Annotated in this window: 24 protein-coding genes and 1 tRNA gene; 16 read left to right on the forward strand and 9 right to left on the reverse strand. The window is 71.6% G+C overall.

Annotated elements, in window-relative coordinates:
* Positions 1-97 precede the first annotated feature (97 nt).
* Positions 98-1,237 (reverse strand): MFS transporter, encoded by a 1,140-nt coding sequence (locus ACWED2_RS40960; protein ID WP_449695952.1) that lies wholly within the window; start codon positions 1,235-1,237, stop codon positions 98-100.
* Between the two features lie 183 nt (positions 1,238-1,420).
* Here ACWED2_RS40960 and ACWED2_RS40965 point away from each other — a divergent pair, with 183 nt between their 5' ends.
* The 3 genes from ACWED2_RS40965 to ACWED2_RS40975 all read left to right on the forward strand — a co-directional run bounded on the left by ACWED2_RS40965 (position 1,421) and on the right by ACWED2_RS40975 (position 4,442).
* Positions 1,421-2,947, forward strand: coding sequence for a DHA2 family efflux MFS transporter permease subunit (locus ACWED2_RS40965; protein WP_449695906.1), 1,527 nt, complete (start codon positions 1,421-1,423; stop codon positions 2,945-2,947).
* Complete coding sequence (locus ACWED2_RS40970) at positions 2,928-3,527, forward strand: acyl-CoA-like ligand-binding transcription factor (RefSeq protein ID WP_449695907.1); 600 nt, start codon at positions 2,928-2,930, stop codon at positions 3,525-3,527. Before ACWED2_RS40965 ends, ACWED2_RS40970 begins: the two co-directional genes overlap by 20 nt.
* Before the next feature lie 390 nt (positions 3,528-3,917).
* Positions 3,918-4,442, forward strand: coding sequence for a hypothetical protein (locus ACWED2_RS40975; RefSeq protein ID WP_449695908.1), 525 nt, complete (start codon positions 3,918-3,920; stop codon positions 4,440-4,442).
* A gap of 132 nt (positions 4,443-4,574) precedes the next feature.
* Here ACWED2_RS40975 and ACWED2_RS40980 read toward each other — a convergent pair whose 3' ends face one another.
* A complete protein-coding gene (locus ACWED2_RS40980) occupies positions 4,575-5,627 on the reverse strand; it encodes an alpha/beta hydrolase (protein ID WP_449695909.1) in 1,053 nt (350 codons plus the stop codon).
* A 151-nt stretch (positions 5,628-5,778) separates the two neighbouring features.
* Between ACWED2_RS40980 and ACWED2_RS40985 the strand changes: the two genes are divergently transcribed.
* The 6 genes from ACWED2_RS40985 (at position 5,779) to ACWED2_RS41010 (ending at position 9,868) form a co-directional block, all read left to right on the forward strand.
* Entirely contained in the window at positions 5,779-6,327 is a 549-nt protein-coding gene (locus ACWED2_RS40985) for an NADPH-dependent FMN reductase (RefSeq protein WP_449695953.1), read from the forward strand.
* 135 nt (positions 6,328-6,462) lie between these two features.
* On the forward strand, positions 6,463-6,885 hold the full coding sequence (locus tag ACWED2_RS40990) for an organic hydroperoxide resistance protein (protein WP_449695910.1): 423 nt from the start codon (positions 6,463-6,465) through the stop codon (positions 6,883-6,885).
* A gap of 38 nt (positions 6,886-6,923) precedes the next feature.
* Positions 6,924-7,400 carry a Dps family protein gene (locus tag ACWED2_RS40995; RefSeq protein ID WP_449695911.1) on the forward strand — a complete coding sequence of 159 codons (477 nt, stop codon included), beginning with the start codon at positions 6,924-6,926 and terminating at the stop codon, positions 7,398-7,400.
* Positions 7,401-7,473: 73 nt separating this feature from the next.
* On the forward strand, positions 7,474-8,862 hold the full coding sequence (locus ACWED2_RS41000) for a glutamate decarboxylase (RefSeq protein ID WP_449695912.1): 1,389 nt from the start codon (positions 7,474-7,476) through the stop codon (positions 8,860-8,862).
* A gap of 183 nt (positions 8,863-9,045) precedes the next feature.
* Entirely contained in the window at positions 9,046-9,672 is a 627-nt protein-coding gene (locus ACWED2_RS41005; RefSeq protein WP_449695913.1) for a TIGR03085 family metal-binding protein, read from the forward strand.
* 10 nt (positions 9,673-9,682) lie between these two features.
* Entirely contained in the window at positions 9,683-9,868 is a 186-nt protein-coding gene (locus ACWED2_RS41010) for a tautomerase family protein (protein ID WP_191312711.1), read from the forward strand.
* Positions 9,869-9,905: 37 nt separating this feature from the next.
* Here ACWED2_RS41010 and ACWED2_RS41015 read toward each other — a convergent pair whose 3' ends face one another.
* On the reverse strand, positions 9,906-11,756 hold the full coding sequence (locus ACWED2_RS41015; RefSeq protein WP_449695914.1) for a prolyl oligopeptidase family serine peptidase: 1,851 nt from the start codon (positions 11,754-11,756) through the stop codon (positions 9,906-9,908).
* A gap of 39 nt (positions 11,757-11,795) precedes the next feature.
* On the opposite strand from ACWED2_RS41015, the gene ACWED2_RS41020 reads away from it, so the two are divergent.
* Positions 11,796-12,569 carry a class I SAM-dependent methyltransferase gene (locus tag ACWED2_RS41020; RefSeq protein ID WP_449695915.1) on the forward strand — a complete coding sequence of 258 codons (774 nt, stop codon included), beginning with the start codon at positions 11,796-11,798 and terminating at the stop codon, positions 12,567-12,569.
* A 41-nt stretch (positions 12,570-12,610) separates the two neighbouring features.
* Here the strand turns inward: ACWED2_RS41020 and ACWED2_RS41025 are convergent.
* Both ACWED2_RS41025 and ACWED2_RS41030 read right to left on the reverse strand, forming a co-directional pair.
* Positions 12,611-12,684: transfer RNA gene (locus ACWED2_RS41025), tRNA-Pro, on the reverse strand.
* Positions 12,685-12,713: 29 nt separating this feature from the next.
* Positions 12,714-13,694 carry a metallophosphoesterase gene (locus tag ACWED2_RS41030; RefSeq protein ID WP_449695916.1) on the reverse strand — a complete coding sequence of 327 codons (981 nt, stop codon included), beginning with the start codon at positions 13,692-13,694 and terminating at the stop codon, positions 12,714-12,716.
* A gap of 119 nt (positions 13,695-13,813) precedes the next feature.
* Between ACWED2_RS41030 and ACWED2_RS41035 the strand changes: the two genes are divergently transcribed.
* Positions 13,814-15,496: a protein kinase domain-containing protein gene (locus tag ACWED2_RS41035; RefSeq protein WP_449695917.1), complete on the forward strand. Its 1,683-nt coding sequence runs from the start codon at positions 13,814-13,816 to the stop codon at positions 15,494-15,496.
* 46 nt (positions 15,497-15,542) lie between these two features.
* Here ACWED2_RS41035 and ACWED2_RS41040 read toward each other — a convergent pair whose 3' ends face one another.
* Positions 15,543-17,720, reverse strand: coding sequence for a transglycosylase domain-containing protein (locus tag ACWED2_RS41040; RefSeq protein ID WP_449695918.1), 2,178 nt, complete (start codon positions 17,718-17,720; stop codon positions 15,543-15,545).
* 346 nt (positions 17,721-18,066) lie between these two features.
* Between ACWED2_RS41040 and ACWED2_RS41045 the strand changes: the two genes are divergently transcribed.
* On the forward strand, positions 18,067-18,363 hold the full coding sequence (locus ACWED2_RS41045) for a WhiB family transcriptional regulator (protein WP_091319017.1): 297 nt from the start codon (positions 18,067-18,069) through the stop codon (positions 18,361-18,363).
* A 45-nt stretch (positions 18,364-18,408) separates the two neighbouring features.
* Here ACWED2_RS41045 and ACWED2_RS41050 read toward each other — a convergent pair whose 3' ends face one another.
* From ACWED2_RS41050 to ACWED2_RS41060, 3 genes are read right to left on the reverse strand one after another with little or no spacing between them, the layout of a single operon-like run.
* A complete protein-coding gene (locus tag ACWED2_RS41050) occupies positions 18,409-19,518 on the reverse strand; it encodes an ArsA family ATPase (protein ID WP_449695919.1) in 1,110 nt (369 codons plus the stop codon).
* Positions 19,515-20,522 carry an ArsA-related P-loop ATPase gene (locus ACWED2_RS41055; RefSeq protein WP_206789486.1) on the reverse strand — a complete coding sequence of 336 codons (1,008 nt, stop codon included), beginning with the start codon at positions 20,520-20,522 and terminating at the stop codon, positions 19,515-19,517. The genes ACWED2_RS41050 and ACWED2_RS41055 overlap by 4 nt, the downstream gene beginning before the upstream one ends.
* Before the next feature lie 21 nt (positions 20,523-20,543).
* Positions 20,544-20,792 (reverse strand): hypothetical protein, encoded by a 249-nt coding sequence (locus tag ACWED2_RS41060; protein ID WP_449695920.1) that lies wholly within the window; start codon positions 20,790-20,792, stop codon positions 20,544-20,546.
* Between the two features lie 112 nt (positions 20,793-20,904).
* Between ACWED2_RS41060 and ACWED2_RS41065 the strand changes: the two genes are divergently transcribed.
* Genes ACWED2_RS41065 through ACWED2_RS41080 form a run of 4 tightly spaced genes read left to right on the forward strand, consistent with a single transcriptional unit; the run spans position 20,905 to position 23,313 of the window.
* Positions 20,905-21,066, forward strand: a complete 162-nt coding sequence (locus ACWED2_RS41065) for a DUF4177 domain-containing protein (protein WP_003068074.1) — start codon at positions 20,905-20,907, stop codon at positions 21,064-21,066.
* A 4-nt stretch (positions 21,067-21,070) separates the two neighbouring features.
* Complete coding sequence (locus tag ACWED2_RS41070) at positions 21,071-21,526, forward strand: RidA family protein (RefSeq protein ID WP_284745151.1); 456 nt, start codon at positions 21,071-21,073, stop codon at positions 21,524-21,526.
* On the forward strand, positions 21,526-22,152 hold the full coding sequence (locus tag ACWED2_RS41075) for a hypothetical protein (RefSeq protein WP_449695921.1): 627 nt from the start codon (positions 21,526-21,528) through the stop codon (positions 22,150-22,152). The genes ACWED2_RS41070 and ACWED2_RS41075 overlap by 1 nt, the downstream gene beginning before the upstream one ends.
* 36 nt (positions 22,153-22,188) lie before the next feature.
* Complete coding sequence (locus tag ACWED2_RS41080) at positions 22,189-23,313, forward strand: hypothetical protein (protein ID WP_449695922.1); 1,125 nt, start codon at positions 22,189-22,191, stop codon at positions 23,311-23,313.
* The last annotated feature ends 25 nt before the right edge of the window (positions 23,314-23,338 follow it).

Below are 23,338 nucleotides of genomic sequence, written 5' to 3' on the forward strand. Positions count from 1 at the left end.
CGCGCCGCATACAGATCCCCCGCCCCCGGCGCCGGTTCTTTAGTGTAATTTGGGTTTAGAACCCTAATTACCACTCACGACTGCCGCGGCAGATTCGCTAGGTGCGGGTTTCGGCCAGCTCCGGTTCCGGGGCGGGGGCCGGGGTGCGGCGGCGCAGCAGGCCGGCCGCGGCGATCACCAGGCCGCCGAGCCCGGCCGCCGCGAAACCCCACTCCGGGCTCGAGTGGTCGATCGCGAACCCGACCACCGGGCCGCCCACGGCCAGGCCGAACCGGGTGAACGCGTCCTGCAGGCCCATCGCCTCGCCGCGGACCTGCGCCGGGGCGAGGCGGCTGACCGTCTCGGTCGTGGCCGCCAGCGTCGGCGCGCACAGCAGGTTGGTCGGGATCAGCACCAGCGTCAGCAGCCACCACGGGTGGTCCGCCAGGCCGACCGGCACCACCAGCAGCGCGAGCAGCAGCATCAGCACGCCCTGCGGCAGCGACCGCTTCACCGCGCCGTGCACGATGCCGCCGAGGATCGACGCCGCGCACATCACCGCGATGACCAGCCCCGTCACCCCGAGGTCGCCGTTCGCGCGCAGGGCCGCCAGCGTCGCCAGCTCGGTGCCGACGAGCACGAACAGCGCGCCGCCCGCGATCAGCAGCGTCCCCACCAGCCGTCCGGTGAGCCAGCTCCGCAGCGGTGGCCGGGGCCCGAGCTCCTCCGCCTTGCCGGCGCCGTCGCGGATCGGCGGGTCGACCAGCCAGATCAGGAACGCCGTGCCGCCGAACAGCAGGCCGAGCGCGGCCAGCGTCCACGTCGGGGGAAACGCCGTGATGGCCGCGATGCCGGCCGCCGGGCCGATCATGAACGTCGCTTCGATCGAGATGGTGTCGAGGGAGTAGGCCGCGCGGCGCTCCTCGAGCGGCACGAGCGTGGCCAGGACCTGCCGGGCCAGTGAGCCCGCCGGCACCGAAAGCATCCCGGCCGGCACCGCGACCACGGCGAGCGCCTCGAACGGCAGGTGCGGCGCGGCGATCCAGAACACCGTCGTGCCGATCCCGCAGACCGCGACGACCGGGCGCAGCCCGTACCGGTCGAAGCAGCGGCCGAGCAGCGGCGCGCCGAGCGCCATCCCGAGCGTGACGCCGCCGCCGACCAGCCCGGCGGCGCCGTAGCCCCGGCCGAGCCCGGTGACGATGTACAGCGTCATCAGCACGCCGTTCATGGTCATCGGGAGACGCGCCAGGAACATCAGGGCCATCGTCGAGGGGACGCGGGGCACGGAGAGCACCCGGCGGTACGGCTGCAGTGGCACGTCCTCGATGAGAACCCAAGGTGGTACGCGCGTGCAACATATTTCCGCGCCGGCACCCCTGGCGCCGGAATATTATGAGAGCTACTCTCACTTGGTAGTCACTACCAAATAGGAGTCGCTATGACTCAAGGACACCCCCGCAGGTGGTGGGCGCTCGGTGCGCTCGCGGTGAGCCTGCTGACCATCGGCCTCGACCTGACCGTGCTCAACGTCGCCGTCCCGACGCTGGCCGTCGACCTCGGCGCCACGACCACGCAGCTGCAGTGGTTCGGCAACGCCTACACGCTGGCGCTGGCCGCGCTGCTGCTGCCCGCGGGCCTGCTCGGCGACCGGTTCGGCCCGAAGAAACTGCTGCTCGGCGCGCTCGCGGTGTTCGGGCTGGCCTCGCTGTGGTGCGCCTACGCCGGTTCGCCGGGCGAGCTGATCGCCGCCCGCGTCGGGCTCGGCGTCGGCGCCGCTTTCCTCATTCCGCTGTCACTCTCGCTGCTGAACGTCCTGTTCCCGCCGCAGGAGCGGGCGAAGGCGCTGACGACGTGGGTGATGGCGATGTTCGCCGGCATCCCGCTCGGGCCGCTGCTCGGCGGCTGGCTGCTCGACCACTTCGCGTGGGGCTCGGTGTTCCTGATCAACGTCCCGCTCACCGCGGTCGGCGTCGTCGCCGTCCTGTTCCTGGTGCCGCTGACGCCGGGGTCCGGCGGCGGGCGGATCGACTTCCCGGGCATCGCGCTCTCGACGGCCGGGCTGGTCGCGCTCACCTACGGGTTCGTCCACGCCGGCGAGCACGGCTGGACCGATCCGGTGACGTTCGGCCTGATCGCACTGGGCGCCGGGCTGCTGTCGGTGTTCTGCTGGGCGCAGACGCGCGTGGCCGCACCCCTCACCGACCTCGCGTTGTTCCGCGAACCGCGGTTCGTCTGGGGCGCGGTGCTGGCCACGGTGGCGTCCTTCGCGCTGATGGGCCTGTTGTTCGTGCTGCCGCAGCTGTTCCAGGCGGTGCAGGGCGCGGACGCGCTGCAGACCGGCGTCCGGCTGCTGCCGCTGATCGGCGGGATGCTGGTGTCGGCGAAGATCGCCGAACGGCTGGTGGCCGTCTTGGGCGTGCGCGCGGTCGTCGCGGGCGGGTTCGTGCTGCTCGCGGGCGGGCTGGCCTGGGGTTCGACGACGTCGCCGTCGGGCGGCTACGGCGCCACCGTGGGCTGGGAGCTCGTCATCGGCCTGGGCACCGGCGCCACGCTGCCGCCGCTGATGACAATGGCGATGGGTGCGCTCACCGAGGGCCGCTCGGGGGCCGGCTCGGCGCTGATCCAGGTGCTGCGCCAGGTCGGCGGCACGATCGGGGTCGCGGTGCTGGGCACGGTGCTCAACGGCGGCTACCGCGGCGGCGTCGACGTCACGGGCCTGCCGGCGCCGGTCGCCGAGGCGGTGCGCGGCAGTGCTTCCGCGGCGGTCGCCGTCGCCGGGCAGCTCCACCGGCCCGGGCTGGCCGCGTCCGCGCGGGCCGCGTTCACCGACGGGATGGCCGCGACGCTGTGGGTGTGCGCCGGCCTCGGTGTCGCCGGGGCGCTGCTCGCGCTGGTGTTCCTGCCCGGCCGGACGGTGGCCGGGGCCCAGCCGCGAGAATCGGAGCATGACGTCGTCGCCGGCTGAGCCCACGGGACTGCGAGAGCGCAAGAAGGCCAGGACGCGTGCCGCGATCCAGCGGCACGCGTTGCGGCTGTTCCACGAGCAGGGCTACAGCGCGACGACGGTCGACCAGATCGCGGCCGCCGCCGAGATCTCACCCAGCACCTTCTTCCGGTACTTCCCGACGAAGGAGGCGACGGTGCTCTACGACCCGTTCGACCCGCTGCTCATCGAGGCCGCGGTCGCGCAGCCGCCCGAGCTGAGCCCGATCGCCGCCCTGCGGGCGACCATGGACTTCATCCGCGAGCAGCTGCCCGCCGGGGAGTGGGAGCGGGAACGCCAGCGACAGGCGCTGGTGTTCCGGGAGCCGGAGCTGCGCAGTGCGGTGATGGACAAGTTCGCCGAGGGCATCGACGTGCTGGCCGGGCTGGCCGCCCGGCGCACCGGCCGGGCCGCGGACGACTTCGAGGTCCGCAACTGGGCCGGCGCGGTGGTCGGCGTGGTGCTGGCCGCTTTCCTCGGCGCCGCGGCGGACCCGGAGGCCGACACGCTCGTGGTCATCGATCAGGCCGTCGCCCACCTGGACGCGGGCCTGCCGCTCTGAATTCCGGAATTGATTTCGCATTCCCGCTTCCACCTCGGGGGGAAACCGTGTGGGTGGCGGTGCGAGCGTGGGGGACGACCCATCTGGAGCAGTCGGGACACGCTGTCCGACGGAGTGATGAAGCTAAATGATCACTGTTTACACTCGTGTGGGTTACCCGGACGTTCCATAGTGGACGAAAGCTACCAGCGGTGATCCTCGGAATCGGTCAGGATGATCTTCAGAGGGATGGGCAAGGTTTTGCGGTTAATCCAATGCGGGCCAGTTCGCTTCATTCAGATCCGGCACGTAAGGGTGTTAAACATCCCGAACCGGTGATCGGGTGGCTTATCTCCGACACGGGGGGTATCGATTTAACCCGTCAGGTCTCCCGAGGCCAGGAGGTAAGGAATGAAAGCCAAGTTCGGGCGAGCCATCGCCCTGGTAGCCGCCGGCAGTCTGCTGGCGGTGGCGACGGCGGGGATCGCGTCGGCGAGCCCGCAAGGGGGCAAGGGTTCCTCCAGCACCCAGGCCCTCGCCGCGCAGGTGCTCCAGATGCGTGACGACCTCACCAAGGTGGCCTACGCGGGCGACGTCGGCGCCACGCGGGCGGACCTGGGTCAGCTGAGCCCGGTGCTCGCGGACATCGCGGCCGGCAAGCGCTACACGATCCAGACCGAGACCGGGCAGCTCGCCGGCCTCGCCAAGGGCCGCGCCGACGAGTCCACGCGGCTGCTGGCCGACCCGGCGGCGAAGGCGCGCCAGCTGCCGCCGTTGCCGCTGCCGCCCATCCCGGACCTGCCCGGTCCGCTGAAGATCGTCAGCGACCTCCTCAAGGCCCTGCTGGGTGCCCTCACCGGCATCCTGGGCGGGCTGCTCGGCGCCCTGCCGGTGCCGCCGCTGCCGCTGCCACCGCTGCCGGTTCCAGGGTCGTAGCCACCGCAGGAAACCGGGGGGCCCGGGGCCCGGCCGCGGACATTCCTCCGCGCCGGGCCCCGGGTCGTTTCCGGCCGAGCCGGGCTGACGGGCACCTTCCCCGCGAGTGGCGAGCGGAAGGTGCCCGTCAGCTCAGTTCACTTTGGACAATCCCTGCCGCAGCGCGCCGGCCATCTCCGCCAGCGCCTCGCGGAACCGCGTGCCCACCCCGGTGAAGTTGATGAACCCGTGGATCAGGTCCTCGTGCCGCCGCAACGCCACCTCGACCCCCGCTTCGCGCAGCTTCTCCGCGTACGCCTCACCCTCGTCGCGCAGCGGGTCGAACCCCGCCGTCACGACCAAGGCCGGCGGCAGGCCGCTGAGATCCTCCGCGTGCAACGGCGACAACCGCGGGTCCGTCAGGTCCGTGCCCTCCGGCACGTAATGCCCCTCGAACCACTTCATGTGCACGTCCGTCAGGAACAGGTTCTCGGCGAACAGGTCCTGCGACCGGTACCGCCGCGCGAAGTCCGTCGCCGGGTAGATGAGCAGCTGGAACGCCGGCACCGGGCCGCCGCGGCGCACCGCCTGCTGGGCTGTCACCGCGGCGAGGTTGCCGCCCGCGCTGTCGCCGCCCACCGCGATCCGCGCCGGGTCCGCGCCCAGGTCGCCCGCCTTCGCCACCGCGTACTCGAACGCCGCCAGCGCGTCCTCCGTCGCCGCCGGGAACGGGAACTCCGGGGCCAGCCGGTACTCGATCGACAGCACCCGCACCCCGGCGTGCTTGGCCAGGAAGCGGGCGGCGTTGTCGTGGCTCGCCCGGGTCCCGATCACCCAGCCGCCGCCGTGGAAGAACACGAGCAGCGGCGACGCCTCGGGCAACCCGACCGGCGTGTACAGCGTCGCCGGCAAGTCGCCGTCAGGGGTCGGCACCGCGATCTCCCGCACCGAGACCGGCTCGATCGGCTTGCCGCTGACCAGGTGCCGCCCGGCGTCGAGCAGGGCCCTCGACTGCTCGACCGAGCCCTGCACGAGCTCCGCTCGAGCGATCCTTTGAAGCCGTAGGAGAAGCTGGGCGTCGAGCGCGAGGTCCTGGCCGTCGATGCGGACGGTCCGGCCCGCGACGGCCCGCCGCACCGGGGTGGGCAGCCAGAACGCGAGCTGCGACGCCGCCGCTTGGGCACGGACCGGGAGCGGGATCGCCATGGTTCCTCCATCAGCGTGAGAGCGTGCCCTGGACGTTACTTGCCAGTAGGTAGCTGGTCCAGTTGTGACCAGGACCTCGGTCTCACAGTCTGGTCCTCCAGTTAAGTAGAGGGGTTAGCCTGAAAACGTGACTTCAGCCAGGACGATCAACGTGCTCGGGATCGGCGGCTCTCTGCGCGAGGGCTCCCAGTCCGAACGTGCGCTGCAGATCGCGCTCGAGGGCGCCGCGGAGGTGGGCGTCCGGACCCGGCTGATCCCCGGCCCGGAGCTCGTGCTGCCGTTCTACGACGCCGGTGTGCCCGAACGCGACGAGCGCGCCACCCGGCTGGTGGAGGCCATCCGGGCGGCCGACGGGCTGATCGTCGTCTCGCCCGGCTACCACGGCGCGCTGTCCGGCCTGGTCAAGAACGCCCTGGACTACGTCGAGGACCTGCGTGAGGACGACCGCCCGTACCTGGACGGCCGCGCGGTCGGCCTCGCCGCCGTCGCCTACGGCTGGCAGGCCGCGGTGACCACGCTCGAGCAGCTCCGCACGATCACGCACGCCCTGCGCGGCTGGGCCACCCCGCTGGGCGGCTCGATCAACTCGGCCGAGACCAAGTTCGACGAGGCCGGCGGCGCCTCCGACGAGAAGAGCGTCCGCACCCTTCGCCTGATCGGGCGGCAGGTCGCGGAATTCGCGGTGACGCGCACCGCATGACGTTTCGCCCGGTCGCCGCCGGGTAACAATTATGACGTGATGCCTGCCATGTGGGGGCACCGTTCCGCGGGTGCGGGATGTTGTGCCCAGTGAGACGCCCGCTGTGGGGCGTCCGGGACAGAAGGCAGGCTGAGCATGGGTCAGGCGCTTTACACCGCGGTGGCGACGGCACGCGGCGACGGTCGCAACGGCGAAGTGACGTCCTCCGACGGCGTCATCGACGAGTCGCTGGCCGTCCCCAAGGAGATGGGCGGCCCGGGCGGCGACAAGACCAACCCCGAGCAGCTCTTCGCCGCCGGCTACTCGGCCTGCTTCCACAGCGCCCTGCAGCTGGTCGCGCGCCAGGCCAAGGTCCCGCTGACCGGCTCGACCGTGACCGCGGAGGTCAGCGTGCTCAAGCAGGAGGTCGGGTTCGGCCTCGGCGTCGCGCTGAACGTCTCGCTCCCGGGTCTCGAGCAGGCCCAGGCCGACCAGCTGGTCGAGCAGGCGCACCAGGTGTGCCCGTACTCCAACGCCACCCGCGGCAACATCGAGGTCGCCCTCTCCGCGACCGTCTGACCCCACTCCGAACCAGTCCGAGGAAAGGATCACCAGAGATGAGCAAGTCTCCGATCAAGAGCCCGCTTTCCGAGGCCGACAAGGAGATCACCGGCAACGCCCTGCAGGCGACGCTGGTCGACCTGGTCGACCTGTCCCTCATCGCGAAGCAGGCGCACTGGAACGTCGTCGGGCCGAACTTCCGCAGCGCGCACCTGCAGCTCGACGAGCTGGTGAACACCGCGCGCCAGTACGTCGACGAGGTCGCCGAGCGCGCCAACGCCATCGGCGTCTCGCCGAACGGCAAGGCCAAGACCGTCGTCGAGAGCTCGGGCGTGCCCGAGTACCCGGACAACTGGCAGTCGGTCGAGTCCACGGTCGCCGCGATCGTCGACATCCTGGCCGCGCTCATCGAGCGGCTGCGCCAGCGCATCGACGAGACCGACAAGAGCGACCTGGTCACGCAGGACCTGCTGATCGAGATCACCCGGGCGCTCGAAGAGGCGCACTGGATGTGGCAGGCGCAGCAGGCCTGACTTCCCGCCACGAAAGGGCCGTTCCGGACGGGACGGCCCTTTTTCGTCGGTGCGCGCCAGTACCTTCGGTGGCATGGTCTTGCATCAGGGGAACGCCGGCCGCCCGGACCGCGCGGCCGGGACGAATCCGTTCTACGCCGGGACGAACCCGGCGCTCGCGGCGTCGTTCGTCATGCCGCACGACAAGCTGCGCGACGACCCGCTGCCGCCGGACACCGCGCTCCAGCTCGTGCGCGACGAGCTGATGCTGGACGGCAACGCGCGGCTCAACCTCGCCACGTTCGTCACGACGTGGATGGAGCCGCAGGCCCGCGAGCTGATGGCCGAGTGCGTCGACAAGAACATGATCGACAAGGACGAGTACCCGCAGACGGCCGAGCTCGAGCGGCGCTGCGTGAACATCCTCGCCGACCTGTGGCACGCGCCCGACCCGGCGGACGTCATGGGCTGCTCGACGACCGGGTCGTCGGAGGCCTGCATGCTCGCCGGGATGGCGCTGAAGCGGCGCTGGTCCAAGCTCGGCCGCACCGGGAAGCCGAACCTGGTGATGGGCGCGAACGTCCAGGTCTGCTGGGAGAAGTTCTGCGAGTACTGGGAGGTCGAGCCCCGGCTGGTCCCGATGGAGGGCGACCGCTACCACCTCACGGCCGAAGAGGCGGTGGCCCGCTGCGACGAGAACACGATCGGCGTGGTCGCCATCCTCGGCTCGACGTTCGACGGCAGCTACGAGCCGGTCGCGGAGATCGCGGCGGCCCTGGACGCCCTGCAGTCGCGGTCGGGATGGGACATCCCGGTGCACGTCGACGGCGCTTCGGGCGCGATGATCGCCCCGTTCCTCGACCCGGACCTGGAGTGGGACTTCCGCCTCCCGCGCGTGGCGTCGATCAACACGTCGGGCCACAAGTACGGGCTGGTGTACCCGGGCGTCGGCTGGGTGCTCTGGCGCGACAAGGCCGCGCTGCCGTCCGAGCTGGTGTTCAACGTGAACTACCTCGGTGGCGACATGCCGACGTTCGCGTTGAACTTCTCCCGCCCGGGTGCCGAGGTCGCGGCCCAGTACTACACGTTCGTCCGGCTCGGGCGCTCCGGGTTCGAGGCGGTGCAGCAGGCTTCGCGGGACGTCGCCATGCACCTGTCGTCCGGCATCGCCGCCCTCGGGCCGTTCTCTTTGTTGACGCGAGGTGACCAGCTGCCGGTGTTCGCGGTCACGACCCGCCCGGACGCGGGGTTCGACGTCTTCGAGGTGTCACGCCGGCTGCGCGAGCGGGGCTGGCTGGTGCCGGCGTACACGTTCCCGGAGAACCGGACGGACCTGGCGGTCCTGCGCATCGTGGTCCGCAACGGCTTCACGCACGACCTGGCGGACCTGCTGCTGGCGGACTTCGCACGGGTCCTCCCCGAGCTGGAGCAGCTCGGCGGCCGCCCGAAGGACCCCTCGAAAGCGACCGCCTTCCACCACTGAATCCGGAACTCGCGTGATCCGGTCCGTAACTCGTGTGATCGGAGCCGGAACGCCCCTGATCACGCGAGTCACGTGCGCAATCACGCGAGTTCCGGGCTCGATCACGCGAGTTACGGGCTGGGGCGCGTGCCCGTGGTCTCTTCTCGTCGCCAAGGCCGTCTACCGGCGGGTAACCTCGCTCACATGGGTGTCGCTGCTGACGAACGCCGGGCGCTGAGCGCGCTCTTCGAAGAACTCGGGCCGGATGCGCCGACCTTGTGCGATGGCTGGACCACGCGCGATCTCGCCGCGCACCTCGTCGTGCGGGAGCACCGGGCGGACGCCGCTCCCGGGATCGTCGTGCCCGCGCTCGCCGGGTACACGCAGAAAGTCCAGGAGCGCTACGCGGCGAAGCCGTGGGCGCGACTGGTCGAGCAGGTGCGCACCGGGCCGTCGAAGTTCTGGCCCACCGCGATCGGCCCGCTCGACGAACTGACCAACACCGCCGAGTTCCTCGTCCACCACGAAGACGTCCGGCGCGCGCAGGACGGCTGGGAACCGCGGCCCGCGGACCCGACCCGGGACGCCGCCGCCTGGAAGTCGGTGAAGCAGGCCGCCAAGCTGAACCTCCGCAAGTCACCCGTCGGCGTGACGCTGCGCACGACGGACGGCCGGGAGGCCGCCGTCAAGACCGGCCCCGATCCGGTGACCGTCGTCGGGGAGCCGGTGGACCTGCTGCTGTTCGTCTTCGGCCGGGACGCCGTTCACCTCGAGTTCGAGGGCGACGCGGCTGCCGTCACCAAGCTTCAGACGGTGAACCGGGGGCTCTAGGCTGCGTCTCATGCCGATGATCAGCGTTGCCATGTTCCCCGGCCGTACCCCGGCCCAGAAGAGCGCCCTGGTCCGTGAGCTGACCGACGCCTTCGTCCGCACCTGCGGCGGCAAGCCCGAAGGCGTCCAGGTGACGCTGGTCGAGATCGGCGCCGACCACTGGGCTTCCGGCGGCGTCCTGTACTCGGACCGCTGAACCCGCCGGGAGGCCGGAGCGGCCTCCCGGCGAAGTGTCAGCGCAGGCCGAGGGCCCGCTGCGCGAAGTGGACCTCGATCGCGGTCTGCTTGATCGTCTCGGCGATCACCAGCGAGCCGTGGCCCGCGTCGTAGCGGTAGAACTCGTGGTGCAGGTCGCGGCCGCCGAGCCGGTCGAGGTAGTTCTCGATCTGGCGGATCGGGCAGCGCGGGTCGTTGTCGCCGGCCAGCACGAGCACCGGCGCCGTCACGGCGTCGACGTACGTGATCGGCGAGCACTCCCGGTACACCGCGGGCACGTCCTCCGGCGAACCGCCGAACAGCGCGCGGTCGAACGAGCGCAGCTGCTCCATCTCGTCCTCGTACGCGGCGACGTAGTCCGCCACCGGCACCCCGGCGACGCCCGCCGCCCACCGCGTCGGCTGCGTGCCGAGCGCGAGCAGGGACAGGTAGCCGCCCCACGAAGCGCCGTTCACGACGCACTTCGCCGGGTCGCTGAGTCCACTTTGGATGGCCCAGTCGTGTACCGCGGCGACGTCCTCCAGCTCGGTCAGGCCGGGCCTGCCCTCGATGGCGTCGCGCCAGGCCGAGCCGTAGCCGGTCGAGCCGCGGTAGTTGACCTCGACCACCGCGAACCCGGCGTCGAGCCAGGTCGCGCGGTAGGCGGAGAAGCGGTCCTCGTCCGCCGCGTGCGGGCCGCCGTGCAGGGAGAACACCGTGGGCAGCGGCCCGTCGGGCGCGTTCGAGGGCCGCGAGACGAGCGCGTGGATCCGCCCGCCGACGCCTTCGACGAACGCGTCGGTCATCGGCTCCGAGCCCGGCGCCCGCTCACCCGGCGGTTCCAGGAGGATCGAGTCGGTGCCATCGGCGGTCCGGGCCCGCACCGCGGCCGGCTCGGCGGCGCTGGACCACGAGTACTCGACCGTGCCGTCCGGGCGGACGCCCGCGCCGCCGATCCGGCCCGCCGGCGTGTCCACTGAGGACAGTTCGGCGGTGTCGAGGTCGTAGCGGTACAAGGAACTGCGGCCCTCGTGGAAGTGGACGACGAGCAGGGCGCGGGCGTCCGGGTACCAGCCCGCGACGACCTCGCCGGGCAGGTCGAGCTCGATCTCGGTCTCCGTGTCGGCCCGGACGTCCCAGACGAGCAGCTCCTCGCGGCCGCGGCGCTCGTGCAGCACCAGCAGCCGCTGGTCGCCGGGCAGCGGGGAGAACTCGAGCGCGGAGAGGCCCTTGCCCTCGCCGTCCCACTTCTCGGCGACGGTCCCGAACCCGTCGGTCGCGAGCACCCGCAGCGCGGGGTGACGCGAGTCTCCGTGCTCGGAGTGCGAGATCGCGATCAGGCTCTCGTCGCGGGACAGGGACGCGATGCCGGCGTCGTCCGGGTGGCTGTAGAACCGGCGCGTCTCGCCGCCGGCCCTGGCGAACAGCTCGCTGCCGTCGTCGGTCGAGACGCCGACCGCGACGAGCCGGGTGCCGATCTCGAGGCCGGCCGGGTAGCCGTCGTGGACGTCCGGGACGGCCTTCTCCGGCTTGCTGCCCTCGGTCGCGGCGAACGGCTCGCGGACCCAGGAGCCGAACTCGTCGCCGTCGGTGTCGTCGAACCACCAGATCCACTCGCCGTCCGGGGACGGCGTCGCGTGCATGGTGCCGTTGGGCCGGTCGGTGACGCGGCGGTGCTCGCCGGTCGCGCGGTTCCAGGCGTAGACCTCCCAGACGCCGCTGGCGTTGGAGACGTAGACGTTCGCTTCGGGGGCGTCGCGGGCCCACTCGGGCACGGAGATGCGCGGGGCGTGGAAGCGGGCGCGCCAGCGGGCTTCGGCTTCGGCGTCTTCGAACAGCCGGTCCGGGACCACCGCGGGCGGATATTGGTTGGCTGACTGCGTGCTCACCCCTCGATCCTGCCACCTTCTGGCCGTACTGTGTGCGGGGTGCTGGAGGGTTACGCGCCGGGCTACGGTGCAGACGCGGTGTCGATGATGTCCGCGCGCACGGCGGCGGAGCGCGCGACGTTCGCCCAGCCCCTGTTCAAGCCGGGCATGTGGGTGGTCGACCTGGGCTGCGGCCCCGGCTCGATCACCCTGGGCCTGGCCGCCGAGTCCCGGGTGACGGGTGTCGACCGCGACGCGGGCCAGGTGGCGCGCGCCCGCGAGGCGGCCCGCCGCGCCGGGAGGTCCACAGTGGACTTCGTGGTCGGCTCGGCGTACGACCTGCCGTTCGCGGACGGCAGCGTGGACGTGGCGTTCTCGCACGCGCTGTTCGAACACCTTTCGTCTCCGGCGGACGCGTTGGCGGAGCTGCGCCGGGTGCTTCGCCCCGGCGGTAAGCTGGCGTTGTCCACATCGGACTGGAGCAAGGCCCGCCTGCGGCCGAAGACGGCCAACGTCGACGCGGCGCTGAGAGGGCACTACCTCCTGCGCCGCCGCGCGGGCGGCAACCCGTTCGCCGGCCGGAACATCGCGGAGGAGTGCGTCCGGGCGGGCTTCACGGAGGTGGCGTCGCGGGCGAAGTACCGCGAGGACATGAGTTACCGCGACCTGGCGAAGTACGTGGAGTCGAGACTCGACGCGGCGATCGCGGACCCGGCGTACGCCCGCGACCGCGACCAGCTGGCGAGCGCGGCCCGGTCGGCGTGGGTCTGGACCCGCGGCGGTGACGGGGACTTCAGCCAGTGCTGGGTCGAGGTGACGGCGACCAGACCCTGAAACCAGAAGAGCCGGTGTCCGAAGACACCGGCTCTTACTCGTCGGGGTGGCGGGATTTGAACCCACGACCTCCTCGACCCGAACGAGGCACGCTACCAAGCTGCGCCACACCCCGAGGTACTGCTTAACGGGTCGTGGAGAAGTCTAGCGGACGCTGTCGCGGGCTTTACGGGGGGCCGACTTATGGGGCTCCGAAGACCCCGATCCGCGCGGGACCAGCGTCAACAGGCTCGCCTCCGGCGGGCAGGCGAACCGGGCCGGCGCCCACGGCGACGTCCCCAACCCGGCCGAGACGTGCAGCCACATGTGCGCACCCCACCGCGAGGCACCACGGGCCCGGCTGCGATCCAGGTCACAGTTGGTGACGATGGCGCCATAACCCGGCAGCCGGAGCTGGCCGCCGTGGGTGTGGCCGGCCAGGACGAGGTCGTAACCGTCCGTGGCGAACGTGTCGAGCACCCGCGGCTCCGGCGAGTGCGTGACGCCGAGGCGGACGGCCGCGCCGCTGTCGGCCGGGCCCGCGATGTCGGTGTAGCGGTCGCGGCGCAGGTGCGGGTCGTCGACGCCGGCCGCGAACACCCGCTGCCCGCCGACGTCGATCGTGCGGCGGACGTGTGTCAGGTCGGTCCAGCCGTGCTCGACGAAGGCCGCGCGCAGGTCGCGCCACGGCAGCTGGACGCCGTGGATGCGCTTCTTCTTGCCCTGCGGCATCAGGTAGCGGGCCGGGTTCTTCGGCTTGGGCGCGTAGTAGTCGTTGCTGCCGAAGACGAACACCCCGGGCCGGTCGAGCAGCGGGCCCAGCGCGCGCAGCACCGCCGGGACGGCCGTCCGGTGCGACAGGTTGTCGCCGGTGTTGACGACCAGGTCCGGGTTCAGCTCGTCGAGCGCGGCGACCCAGCGCTGCTTGCTGTGGTGGCCGGGCAGCATGTGCAGGTCCGAGACGTGCAGGATGGTGAACGGCCGCGAGCCGGGCGCCAGCACCGGCAGTTCGGCGGTGCGGAGGGTCCAGCGGCGCCGTTCGATCCCGACGGCGTAACCGAGCGTGGCGGCGCCGAGCGCCAGCGTCCCCGCGGCGAGGCGCGCCGCCGTCGCCCCCGACGTGCGTGTGTTACTGAGCGTGCTCACAGCACCCAGGATACGTGCTCAACGGTTGGGTGACTTCACCGCCGTTTCGGGGAACCTGCCGCTTAGCATCTGCGTCGGCCCGGACACGGGAAATCAGGCCGGGGGGCTTGGGGAGAACGATGGAGCAGTTCGGGCCGTACCGGATCGAAGGCCTGCTCGGCCGCGGCGGCATGGGCGAGGTCCACCGCGCGTACGACACCGCGCACGACCGCGTCGTGGCGCTGAAGCTGCTGTCCGAGCCGTTCGTCGCCGACGAGGCCTTCCGCGCGCGGTTCCGCCGCGAGTCGCAGATCGTCGCCCGGCTGCGGGAACCGCACGTGATCCCGATCCACGCCTACGGCGAGATCGACGGCCGCCTGTACCTCGACATGCGGCTCGTCGAGGGTCGCGACCTGAAGGAACTGCTGGCGGACGGGCCGCTCGACCCGGCGCGGGCGGCCGGGATCGTGGCCCAGGTCGCGGGTGCGCTCGACGCCGCCCACGCGGACGGCCTGGTGCACCGGGACGTCAAGCCGTCGAACGTGCTCGTGACGAGCGCGGACTTCGTGTACCTGGTGGACTTCGGCATCGCGCGGTCGATGACCGCCGAAGGGACGTCGATCACCGGCACCGGCAACGTGATCGGCACCCTCGACTACATGGCGCCGGAACGCTTCGGCGACGCCCCGATCACCGGCCTGGTCGACGTCTACGCGCTGGCGTGCGTGTTCTTCGAGTGCCTCACCGGGCACCGCCCGTTCCCGGCCGAGGGCGCGGCCGCGCAGATGGGCGCGCACCTGACCGCGCCACCGCCGGTGCTTTCCCGGGCGCGGCCGGGCCTGCCGGTGGCGCTGGACGCCGTGGTGGCGCGCGGGATGGCGAAGAACCCGGCGGACCGGTACCCGACGGCGGGGGCGTTCGCCGACGCCGTCCGCGCCGCGGTGACCGCGCCGGCGCCCCCGCTCCCGACGTGGCAGAAGACCCTGCCGGGCCTGGCCACCCCGACGCGGGCGACGCCGGTCCCGACGGCGCCGCGCCCGGGTCCGTTCACCGGCCCGCCGGGTGTTCCGCCCCGCGCCCCGGCATCACCGCCGGCGCAGGCTCCGAAGGCACCGCGGAACCGGTGGATCGCGCTGTGCGCGGTGCTGGCGGGAATCGTCGTGGTGGCGTTGGTGATCACCTACGTCGTGACGCGGGACAAGGCGGCGCAGACGGCCGGGCCGGGCCCGTCGAATCCCACGACCACCGGCGAGAGCTCGGCTCCGGTCACGGAACCGCCACCGGAGACGTCGGCGGACCGGCCGTCCACATCGGAATCGAAGCCGGCGCACGACAGCAAGCTGTCCGCCGCCCTGCCCACGGCGTACCGCGGAAACGCCACCTGCGCCGACGCGGCGCCGGACGCCGGCGCGGTGGCCGCGGTGGAATGCGTGGACTCGAACGTCGGCGACACGCCGTCGGGGAACGTGGTCTTCAAGCAGCCGACCGGCGCCCGCTTCCTCCGCTTCGCCGACGCGGCGGCGATGGACGCGTTCTTCCAGAACATCGTGAAATCACAGGGCCTGACCCGCAACGACGCCCAGGGTGCCTGCCGTCCGTTGAAGGCGCCGAAGATCTGGGGCACCTACTACCGCGCCGAGAAACGCAGCCCGGTGCCGGGCGAGTACCTGACCTGCTACCTCGGCAACCCGGCGATGCTCGTGTGGACGGACGCGCACAACCTCATGGCCGGCCTGCTGAAGTCGGCGAAGGTGACGAACGCCGACGAACTGGACCAGCTCTACTACTGGTGGAACGAGCAGATCCTGTCCACGCAAGGCTGAGCGGGGCGGGAGGTTCCGCACCTCCCGCCCCGCTTCCGCGTCGGACCTAGCGCTCGCCACCGCCCATGTACCGCGGATCCGGCTGCGGCAGATCCGCGGGTGGCTGACCTTCCATGATGTTCTTCATCGCACCGAACCACGTGCGGGCCGGCGCCTTGCCACCGAAGATGTTGCCGCTCGGGCAGACGCGGACGTTGCCGGGGCCGGCGTCGCAGATCCCGCCCTGGCCGCCGCCGAACTTGAACGTCATCGCCGCGCCCGCCAGCTGGGGGGTGCCGCCGACGAACGTCGCCGAGACGTTGCCCTGGGTCGTGCCCGTCTTGCCGATCATCGGCCGGTTCCAGCCGACGTCGGCCGCCGCGCGGTTCGACGTGCCGCCCGGCTGGTCGTCCTTGCTCATCCCGACGGCGAGGGTGTTCGCCAGCGGTTCGGGCACCGCCTGCTCGCACGGGGCTTCCTTGACCGACACCGGTGCCCCGTTGCGGTCGGTCACCGCGGCGATCGGCGTGGGCGGGCACCACACACCGCCGGACAGGATGGTCGCCGCCACGTTGCCCAGTTCGAGCCCGCTCAGCGGGCTGAAGCCAAGGGTGAACGCACCGTAGCCCGGGCTGTTGCCGGTGGGCCCGTAGACCTCCGCCTGGCTGACCCGCTTGTTGGCGTCCGGGGATTTCGGGTCGACCGTGCCGCCGCCGGTGGTGCTCGCCATCGTGTCGCGCATGCCGAGCCGCTTGGCCATGTCGATGGCCGGGCCGGTGCTGCCGAGCCGGTCCTCGAGTTCCAGGAACGTGGTGTTCGGGGACGTCGCGAGGGCGGTCTGGAGTGTCGCGTTCGCCGCGGCCTTGCTGTAGTCGCCCGCGTTTCCGACGCAGTACCAGTAGGTGTTGGGCTTGCCCGTCGGCGTGGTGCTGCACCCGCCCTTGCCGGTGGTGAACAAGCGCGAGGTGTAGGTGTCCGGCATGTCCACCGACGAGTAGATCCCGGCCAGCCCCTTGTCGAGGACGGCCGCACTGGTGAAGATCTTGTACGTCGAACCCGCGCCACCGGTGTTGTACACGCCGGTGGGCAGTGCGTACGTCGTCTGCCCGGCGTTCTGGTCCTGTCCGTAGTCGCGGTTCGAGGCCAGCGCCACCACCTCGTGCCGGTCCTTGCCCGGTTTCACCAGCGACAACGTGTTCGCCACGTACGGCTGCGTCTTCTTGACCTGCGCCTCCGCCGAAACCTTCGCCTCGTGGTTGGCCCGCTGGTCCAGCGTGCTCTTGATCGTGTAGCCGCCGGAGTAGAGCTGGTCCTTGGTCATCGCGCCGGACTTGAGCAGGTAGTCCTCGACGTACTGGCAGAAGAAGCCGGCCTCGGCGCCCGCGCCGATGCAGTTGGCCGCCGGCTTCTTCGGGGCGTCCGGGACCACGCCCAGCGGCTCGGCCTTGAAGCGGTCCGCGTCGGCTTTCGCCAGCTTCTTGTTGTCCACCATGCGGTCGAGCACCAGGTTGCGGCGCGCGGTGGCCTTGTCCGGGTGGTTCCACGGGTCGTTGTTGATCGGGTTGTTCACCAGGCCGGCCAGCATCGCGGCCTGCGGCACGGTGAGCTTCTCCGGGGTCGTGTCGAAGTACGCGTGCGCGGCCGCGCCGATGCCGTAGATCTGCCGGGAGAACTCGACGATGTTGAGGTAGCCGGCCAGGATCTGCTGCTTGGTCAGCTTCGTCTCGAGCTGGATCGCGATCCGCGCTTCCTTGAGCTTGCGGGCGATCGACTGCTCCTGTGCCTTCTTCTGGCCGATCTGGTCGGTCCGGTAGACCACGTTGATCAGGTAGTTCTTGACGTACTGCTGGGTCAGCGTCGAGGCACCCTGGGTGTCGGCGCCGGTGCTGTTGCTGACGGCCGCGCGCAGCGTGCCCTGCCAGTCGACGCCGTGGTGCTCGTAGAACCGCTTGTCCTCGACCGAGACCAGTGCCCACTTCGTGGCCTCGTTGATCTGGTCCGGGTTGATCGGCAGCCGGTACTGGCTGTACAGGGTGGCGATCGGCGAGCCGGCGCTGTCCGTGACGGTCGTCACGAGCGGCGGCGGGATGTCGGCGAGGTCGCTGGAGGTCTTCTCCACCGTCTCGCTGGCCTGGTTGGACATCACACCGGCGGCACCCACGACGGGGAACAGCATGCCGGCGACGAGTACCCCCGCGAGCAGACAGAGGCCGATGAGCTTGAACAAACCATCCGCTTTTCGCACGAGGGCCAGGCTACCCGGAACGGATCAGGTGCCGGTGACGCCGTGTCTCCGACGGTGTGAAATCAGTGACAAAACAGACCCCGTTCGGTGACAACTGGTAACGGAAGGCATCCTGGGTCTCGACGGGGGGAACCGAAGGCCCCTACAGTCCGTCAACGTCTCACGAAGACAAGCCGTCGGATGGATCAACGCGAGTGGGAGCTCGCCTGCTCCGTTCAGCGGCACCGGCACCGGGGAGGTGCCCGGGTAACCGACGTGAGCTGAGGGAGACACGCTCGCGGGGGCAAGGGAGCGCAGTGCCTTTCCCCCGCTGGTGCGTCGATCACCAGGGTAGGGAGCTGGGGGTATGGAAACCAACCAGTCGAGCTGGCGAATCAACGCGTCCTGCCGGGACGCCGATCCGGACGGCCTGTTCGTCCGGGGTGCGGAGCAGAACCGGGCGAAAGCCGTCTGCATGGGCTGCCCGGTCCGCACGGAATGCCTCGCCGAAGCGCTCGACGGCCGGATCAACTTCGGCGTTTGGGGCGGGATGACCGAGCGGGAACGGCGGGCTCTGCTGCGCCGCCGTCCCGACGTCGTGAGCTGGGCCGATCTGCTCGAAGCGGCCAAGCGGGACGCGACGGAGCGGGTCAAGGTCGGCTGAGCGGCTGCGGGCGGCGCGGTCCTGCTGCCGCGCCGCCCGTACCGCTCAGCCGGCGAGCTTCACGCCGATGTCGCGCAGGCCGTCAAGGTCGTGCACGTCGCCGGCCAGCGCCGGCACCTTCGCCAGTGCCACCTCCGGGTGCGCCCGGGTGAACCGCGCCAGCAGCCGCTCCTCGCGCGCCGCCAGTTCGACGCGGTCGGCGTGCAGCCGCAGCACCGCCTCGGCCAGGGGAGCGCTCTGCAGCGACTCGGCCGCCGCCAGCGCCTCCGCGCCCGAGAGCTTCGCCAGCACCGGGTGCGTCCGGTTCGCGATCAGCCCCGCCAGCGGCATCGACTCGGCCGACAGGCGCTCGACGAAGTAGGACGCCTCGCGCAGCGCGTCCGGCTCCGGCGCGGCCACCACCAGGAACGACGTGCCGGAGGAGCGCAGCAGCTCCGCCGTCTTGCGGGCGCGCTCGCGGAATCCGCCGAACATGCTGTCGAAGGCCTGCATGAACGCCGACGCGTCGGTCAGCAGCTGGCCGCCGATGATCGTCGAAACCGCCTTGGCGAACATCGAGAACCCGGCGTTGACCACCTTGCGCAGGCCCCAGCCGCCGGCCTTCGCCGGGGCGGTGAGCAGCCGGATCATCCGGCCGTCCAGCGCACTCGAGAGCCGGGTCGGGGCGTCCAGGAAGTCCAGCGCCGACCGGCTCGGCGGGGTGTCCACGATGATCAGGTCCCACTCGCCGGTGGCCGCGAGCTGGCCCAGCTTCTCCATCGCCATGTACTCCTGCGTGCCGGAGAACGACGTGGAGATCGTCTGGTAGAAGGGGTTCTGGAGCAGCTGCTCGGCGCGTTCCGGGCCGGCGTGCACGCGCACCATGTCGTCGAACGTGCGGCGCATGTCGAGCATCATCGCCCAGAGCTCGCCCTTCGGCTCGAACCCCTCGACCTGCACCTGCTTCGGGTGGTTGCCGAGTTCGCGCAGGCCGAGCGCCTGGGCCAGCCGGCGCGCGGGGTCGATCGTCAGCACCACGGTCTGGCGGCCGCGTTCGGCCGCGCGCAGGGCCAGCGCCGCGGCCGTGGTCGTCTTGCCGACGCCCCCGGAGCCGCAGCAGACGATCACGCGGCTTTCCGGGGCGTCGAGCAGCGCGTCGATGTCGATGGTGGTCACAACCGCACCCCCTGGTCGGTCAGGGCCTCGGCGAGGTCGTAGAGGGCCGCGACGTCGATGCCGTCGGTCACGTCCGGCAGCTCGAGGGTCGGCAGGTCCGCCTCGGCGAGCTGCTCGCGGGCCCGCTGCTCCGCGGCGACCCGCACCGCGTGTTCGACAGTCTCTTCCACGAGCGCGTCCAAGGTGTCTTCCGGCAGTTTCAGCCCGGCCGACGCGAGCCCGGCGCGGACGCGGGAGGCGTCGACGCGGCCGTCGGCGGCGGCGGTCACCGAACGGGCGGGCAGCCGCGGCGGCCGGACCCGGTTGACCAGCACCGCGCCCGGGCGCAGGTCGGCGCCGTCCAGCTCGGCCACGGCCTCGACCGTCTCGCGCACCGGCATCTCCTCCAGCAGCGTGGCCAGGTGCACGGCGGTCTCCCCGGAGTGCAGCAGGCGGACGACGCCGTCGGCCTGGCCGCGGATCGGGCCGGTCTTCGCGAGGTCGGTCAGGGCCTTGGTGACGTCGAGGAACTTGACGACCCGGCCGGTCGGCGGTGAGTCGACGACGACGGCGTCGTAGGTGTGCCGCCCGTCGGACTCGGTCCGGCCGACGCACTCCTTGATCTTCCCGGTGAGCAGGACGTCCCGCAGGCCCGGCGCGAGCGTGGTCGCGAACTCGATCGCGCCCATCCGCCGCAGCGTCCGGCCGGCGAAACCCAGGTTGTAGAACATCTCGAAGTACTCGAGCAGCGCGGCTTCGACGTCGATGTGCAGCGCGCGCAGCTCGCCCCCACCCGGGACGGCGGCGATGCGCTGCTCGGCGTAGGGCAGCGGCTCGGTGTCGAAGAGCTGGGCGATGCCCTGCCGGCCTTCGACCTCGATGAGCAGCACCCGACGGCCTTCGCGGGCGAGCGCGAGGCCGAGCGCGGCGGCGAGCGTCGTCTTGCCCGTCCCGCCCTTGCCGGTGACGAAGTGCAGCCGGGCGCGGGCAAGCTCGTCGGTCCAGCCGGCATGGGAAATGGTCACTTCTGCACCCTAATTCAGCGCTCAACTGGCCAGCAGCATGACGCCTGCCGCAGCGGCGACGGCCGCGACGAGTGCCCAGCTCACGAGGCCGGGCAGCACGGTCAGGGTGAGCACGCCCACGACCACGAGCAGGGTGAAGGTGATCACCCCGCCGAGCGCGACCTGGCCGGAACTCTGCGTCCGGTCGCGCACCTTCGCCATCACGACGAGCACCAGCGGCAGCCCGGCCGCCGCGAGCAACGCCGTCGCGATCACCCGCCACGTTTCCACGCACCCACGCTAGCGGTGGCCGGGCGTGAGATGGACCACAGCCCGGCGCGTCGCCATCCGTTTTCCGGCGGCCGTCCCCGGCGCCCTTGCCCGCTTGGCTACGCTCCCGGCTATGAGCGCCACCAAGTGGGAGTACGCCACCGTCCCTCTGCTGATCCATGCCACGAAGCAGATCCTCGACCAGTGGGGCGAGGACGGCTGGGAGCTGGTCACCGTGCTGCCGAACCCGAGCGGCGAGCAGCACGTCGCCTACCTGAAGCGTCCGAAGGGCTGACCCGGTGAGCTGGAGCGAACGGCTGAAGGAGCTCGGCATCGAGCTGCCCGGCGTCGCGGCCCCGCTGGCCGCGTACGTGCCCGCCGTCCAGAGCGGCAAGCACGTCTACACCTCCGGCCAGCTGCCCTTCGTCGACGGCGTGCTCGCCGCGACCGGCAAGGTCGGCGCGGAGATCAGCCCCGAAGAGGCGAAGGGCCACGCCCGCACGTCGGCGCTCAACGCGCTCGCGGCCGTGCACGCACTGGTCGGCATTGACAACGTCGCGCGGATCGTCAAGGTTGTCGGCTTCGTGGCTTCCGCGGAGGGCTTCACCGGTCAGCCCGCGGTCGTCAACGGCGCGTCCGAACTGCTCGGCGAGGTCTTCGGCGACGCGGGTGTCCACGCCCGCTCGGCCGTCGGCGTCGCGGAGCTCCCCATCGGCTCGCCGGTGGAGGTCGAACTGATCGTGGAGGTGCAGTGATGGACCCGGACATCGAGCAGTCCACCCACGAGCTGCTGCTCCGGCTGGCCGGGCGGCTGCCCGACCAGCTGCTGTGGCGGTTCCGCGACTGGCTCGGCGAGGGCGCCATGGGCACTCTCGCCCGGACCCTGCCGAGGTCTTTGCTTAAGCACAGGATCGACCTCGACCAAACGGAGTACCGGCTGCTCGTGGCCGGTCTGATCCCGCACGGCGCCGACTGGCATCAGGTCAGTTCGACGCTGGGGGTAGACGACGTCACCGAGAACCGGTACACATTCACGTCGAGTGCGCCCGAATGGGTTAACTCGGTCGACTCCGTGTCCGTGTTGATCCACGCAACGTTGCGCGGTCGCCCGGACGTGGGGGAAGTGCGGCAGAGCTGGCGACACGTCGGTGTGGTCGGGCAGGGGACCGCGAAGCGCGTCCTGCTCATCACCGCGCAGGCGGGGTTGCCGAGGCTGACCGGCGAACTGCAGCGGGTGCTGCGGGTCCTGGGCGACGAAGAGCCCAGCGTCGAAGTCATCCCGCCGCGCTTCGACCTGCCGGGGTACCACCGGGCCGCGCTGGCCGACTCAGAGCTGGTCTGCGTGGGCGCCGTGGCGGGGTCCCGGCTAGTAGCCGCATAACGCTCGCCCGCCAGCGAGCTGGGAGGGAGCAAGGCAATGGTGGAGGTCCACGACGGCCCGCCCATGGACGGGTTCTCGGTGCCCCTGCGCCTGCACAACCTGTTGCTGGCCCTGGCGGGCCGGATCGACGACAGCGCGCTCACCGAAGCGCGTGAGCTGATCGCCCGGGCCCACATCGACGAGGCGGTCGAGCTGACCACCGGCACGCTCATCGCGGGCCGGATCCCGGTCAGCTCCGCCGAGCAGCGCGAGCTCGCGCTGGTCCTCGAGATGAGCCGGTCGGACGCGACGCTGGCGAACGACCTGCTGGTCGACGAGGCCGAGCCGGTCAACACGCACCGGTTCAGCGGCGAGAACGCGCCGGAGTTCGGCATCGCCGAGGCGCTCGACCGCACGCTGCAGGTGCTGCCGGACGTCCGTTCGGTGCACGCGGTGTGGCGCAACACCCCGGCCGGCAGCGTGCCGGGTGCGCTGCCGCAGCGCGTGGTGCTCGTCGAGCTGGGGCCGGAGGGCAACCCGCCGGCCGTCGCGTTCCGCGTCGACACGGCGTTGCGCCGGGCCGGGATCCACTCGGTCGTCGAGGTCAGCGGTCCGGGCGTCGCGCACTCCGAGTACCACCAGGCCGCGTCGGCCGCCGCGTCGCCGGCTTGGGTGACCGGGAGCACGTCGGCGCCCGCGTCGACGTACCGTCCCGAGCCCGCCAAGCCGTCGGCCCCGGTGAGCTCGGAGCCGGTCGCGGAATCGGGCAGCCGGCACAGCATGCGGTCGAGCAGCACCACGACGGCGCCGGCCGAGCCGGTCGCCCCGGTGGTGCCGATCGTCTCGCCGCCGGCCGCCGAGCCGCCCCGCAAGGCGCGGTCGGAGACGCGGGCGGAGCGCACCGCCGACCTGACCCCGGCCGAGGTGGCGCAGCTGCGGCAGGCGCTGGCCGAGGACCCGGAGAAGGGCCGCGAGATCGCCGCGGGCAAGCCGTCGATGCACGAGGTCGTCGAGCTGCCGGCGCTGGACCTGGACGACCCGAGCCTGAGCGAGCGCGACCGGGCGCTGCTGCGCGAGCTGCACGCCGAGCTGGCCGAGCGCGAGCGGGCCGAGGCGGCGAAGATGCGCCTCAACGGGGCTTCCCGGTCCGGCGGCGACCAGCGCGGCTGGACCGCTCCCTGAGGTTTGCGGCACGAAGCGGCACTTT

Source organism: Amycolatopsis sp. NPDC005003 (genome assembly GCF_053600695.1).

Bases quoted from the DNA above. Each gene is read 5' to 3' on its own strand.
- ACWED2_RS41010 (WP_191312711.1), top strand. From the start codon at position 9,683: ATGCCGATGATCAGCGTTGCCATGTTCCCCGGCCGTACCCCGGCCCAG.
- ACWED2_RS40970 (WP_449695907.1), top strand. From the start codon at position 2,928: ATGACGTCGTCGCCGGCTGAGCCCACGGGACTGCGAGAGCGCAAGAAG.
- ACWED2_RS40960 (WP_449695952.1), bottom strand. From the start codon at position 1,237: ATGTTCCTGGCGCGTCTCCCGATGACCATGAACGGCGTGCTGATGACG.
- ACWED2_RS41005 (WP_449695913.1), top strand. From the start codon at position 9,046: ATGGGTGTCGCTGCTGACGAACGCCGGGCGCTGAGCGCGCTCTTCGAA.
- ACWED2_RS40980 (WP_449695909.1), bottom strand. From the start codon at position 5,627: ATGGCGATCCCGCTCCCGGTCCGTGCCCAAGCGGCGGCGTCGCAGCTC.
- ACWED2_RS40965 (WP_449695906.1), top strand. From the start codon at position 1,421: ATGACTCAAGGACACCCCCGCAGGTGGTGGGCGCTCGGTGCGCTCGCG.
- ACWED2_RS41035 (WP_449695917.1), top strand. From the start codon at position 13,814: ATGGAGCAGTTCGGGCCGTACCGGATCGAAGGCCTGCTCGGCCGCGGC.
- ACWED2_RS41075 (WP_449695921.1), top strand. From the start codon at position 21,526: ATGGACCCGGACATCGAGCAGTCCACCCACGAGCTGCTGCTCCGGCTG.
- ACWED2_RS40995 (WP_449695911.1), top strand. From the start codon at position 6,924: ATGAGCAAGTCTCCGATCAAGAGCCCGCTTTCCGAGGCCGACAAGGAG.
- ACWED2_RS41045 (WP_091319017.1), top strand. From the start codon at position 18,067: ATGGAAACCAACCAGTCGAGCTGGCGAATCAACGCGTCCTGCCGGGAC.
- ACWED2_RS41080 (WP_449695922.1), top strand. From the start codon at position 22,189: ATGGTGGAGGTCCACGACGGCCCGCCCATGGACGGGTTCTCGGTGCCC.
- ACWED2_RS41065 (WP_003068074.1), top strand. From the start codon at position 20,905: ATGAGCGCCACCAAGTGGGAGTACGCCACCGTCCCTCTGCTGATCCAT.
- ACWED2_RS40990 (WP_449695910.1), top strand. From the start codon at position 6,463: ATGGGTCAGGCGCTTTACACCGCGGTGGCGACGGCACGCGGCGACGGT.
- ACWED2_RS41000 (WP_449695912.1), top strand. From the start codon at position 7,474: ATGGTCTTGCATCAGGGGAACGCCGGCCGCCCGGACCGCGCGGCCGGG.
- ACWED2_RS40975 (WP_449695908.1), top strand. From the start codon at position 3,918: ATGAAAGCCAAGTTCGGGCGAGCCATCGCCCTGGTAGCCGCCGGCAGT.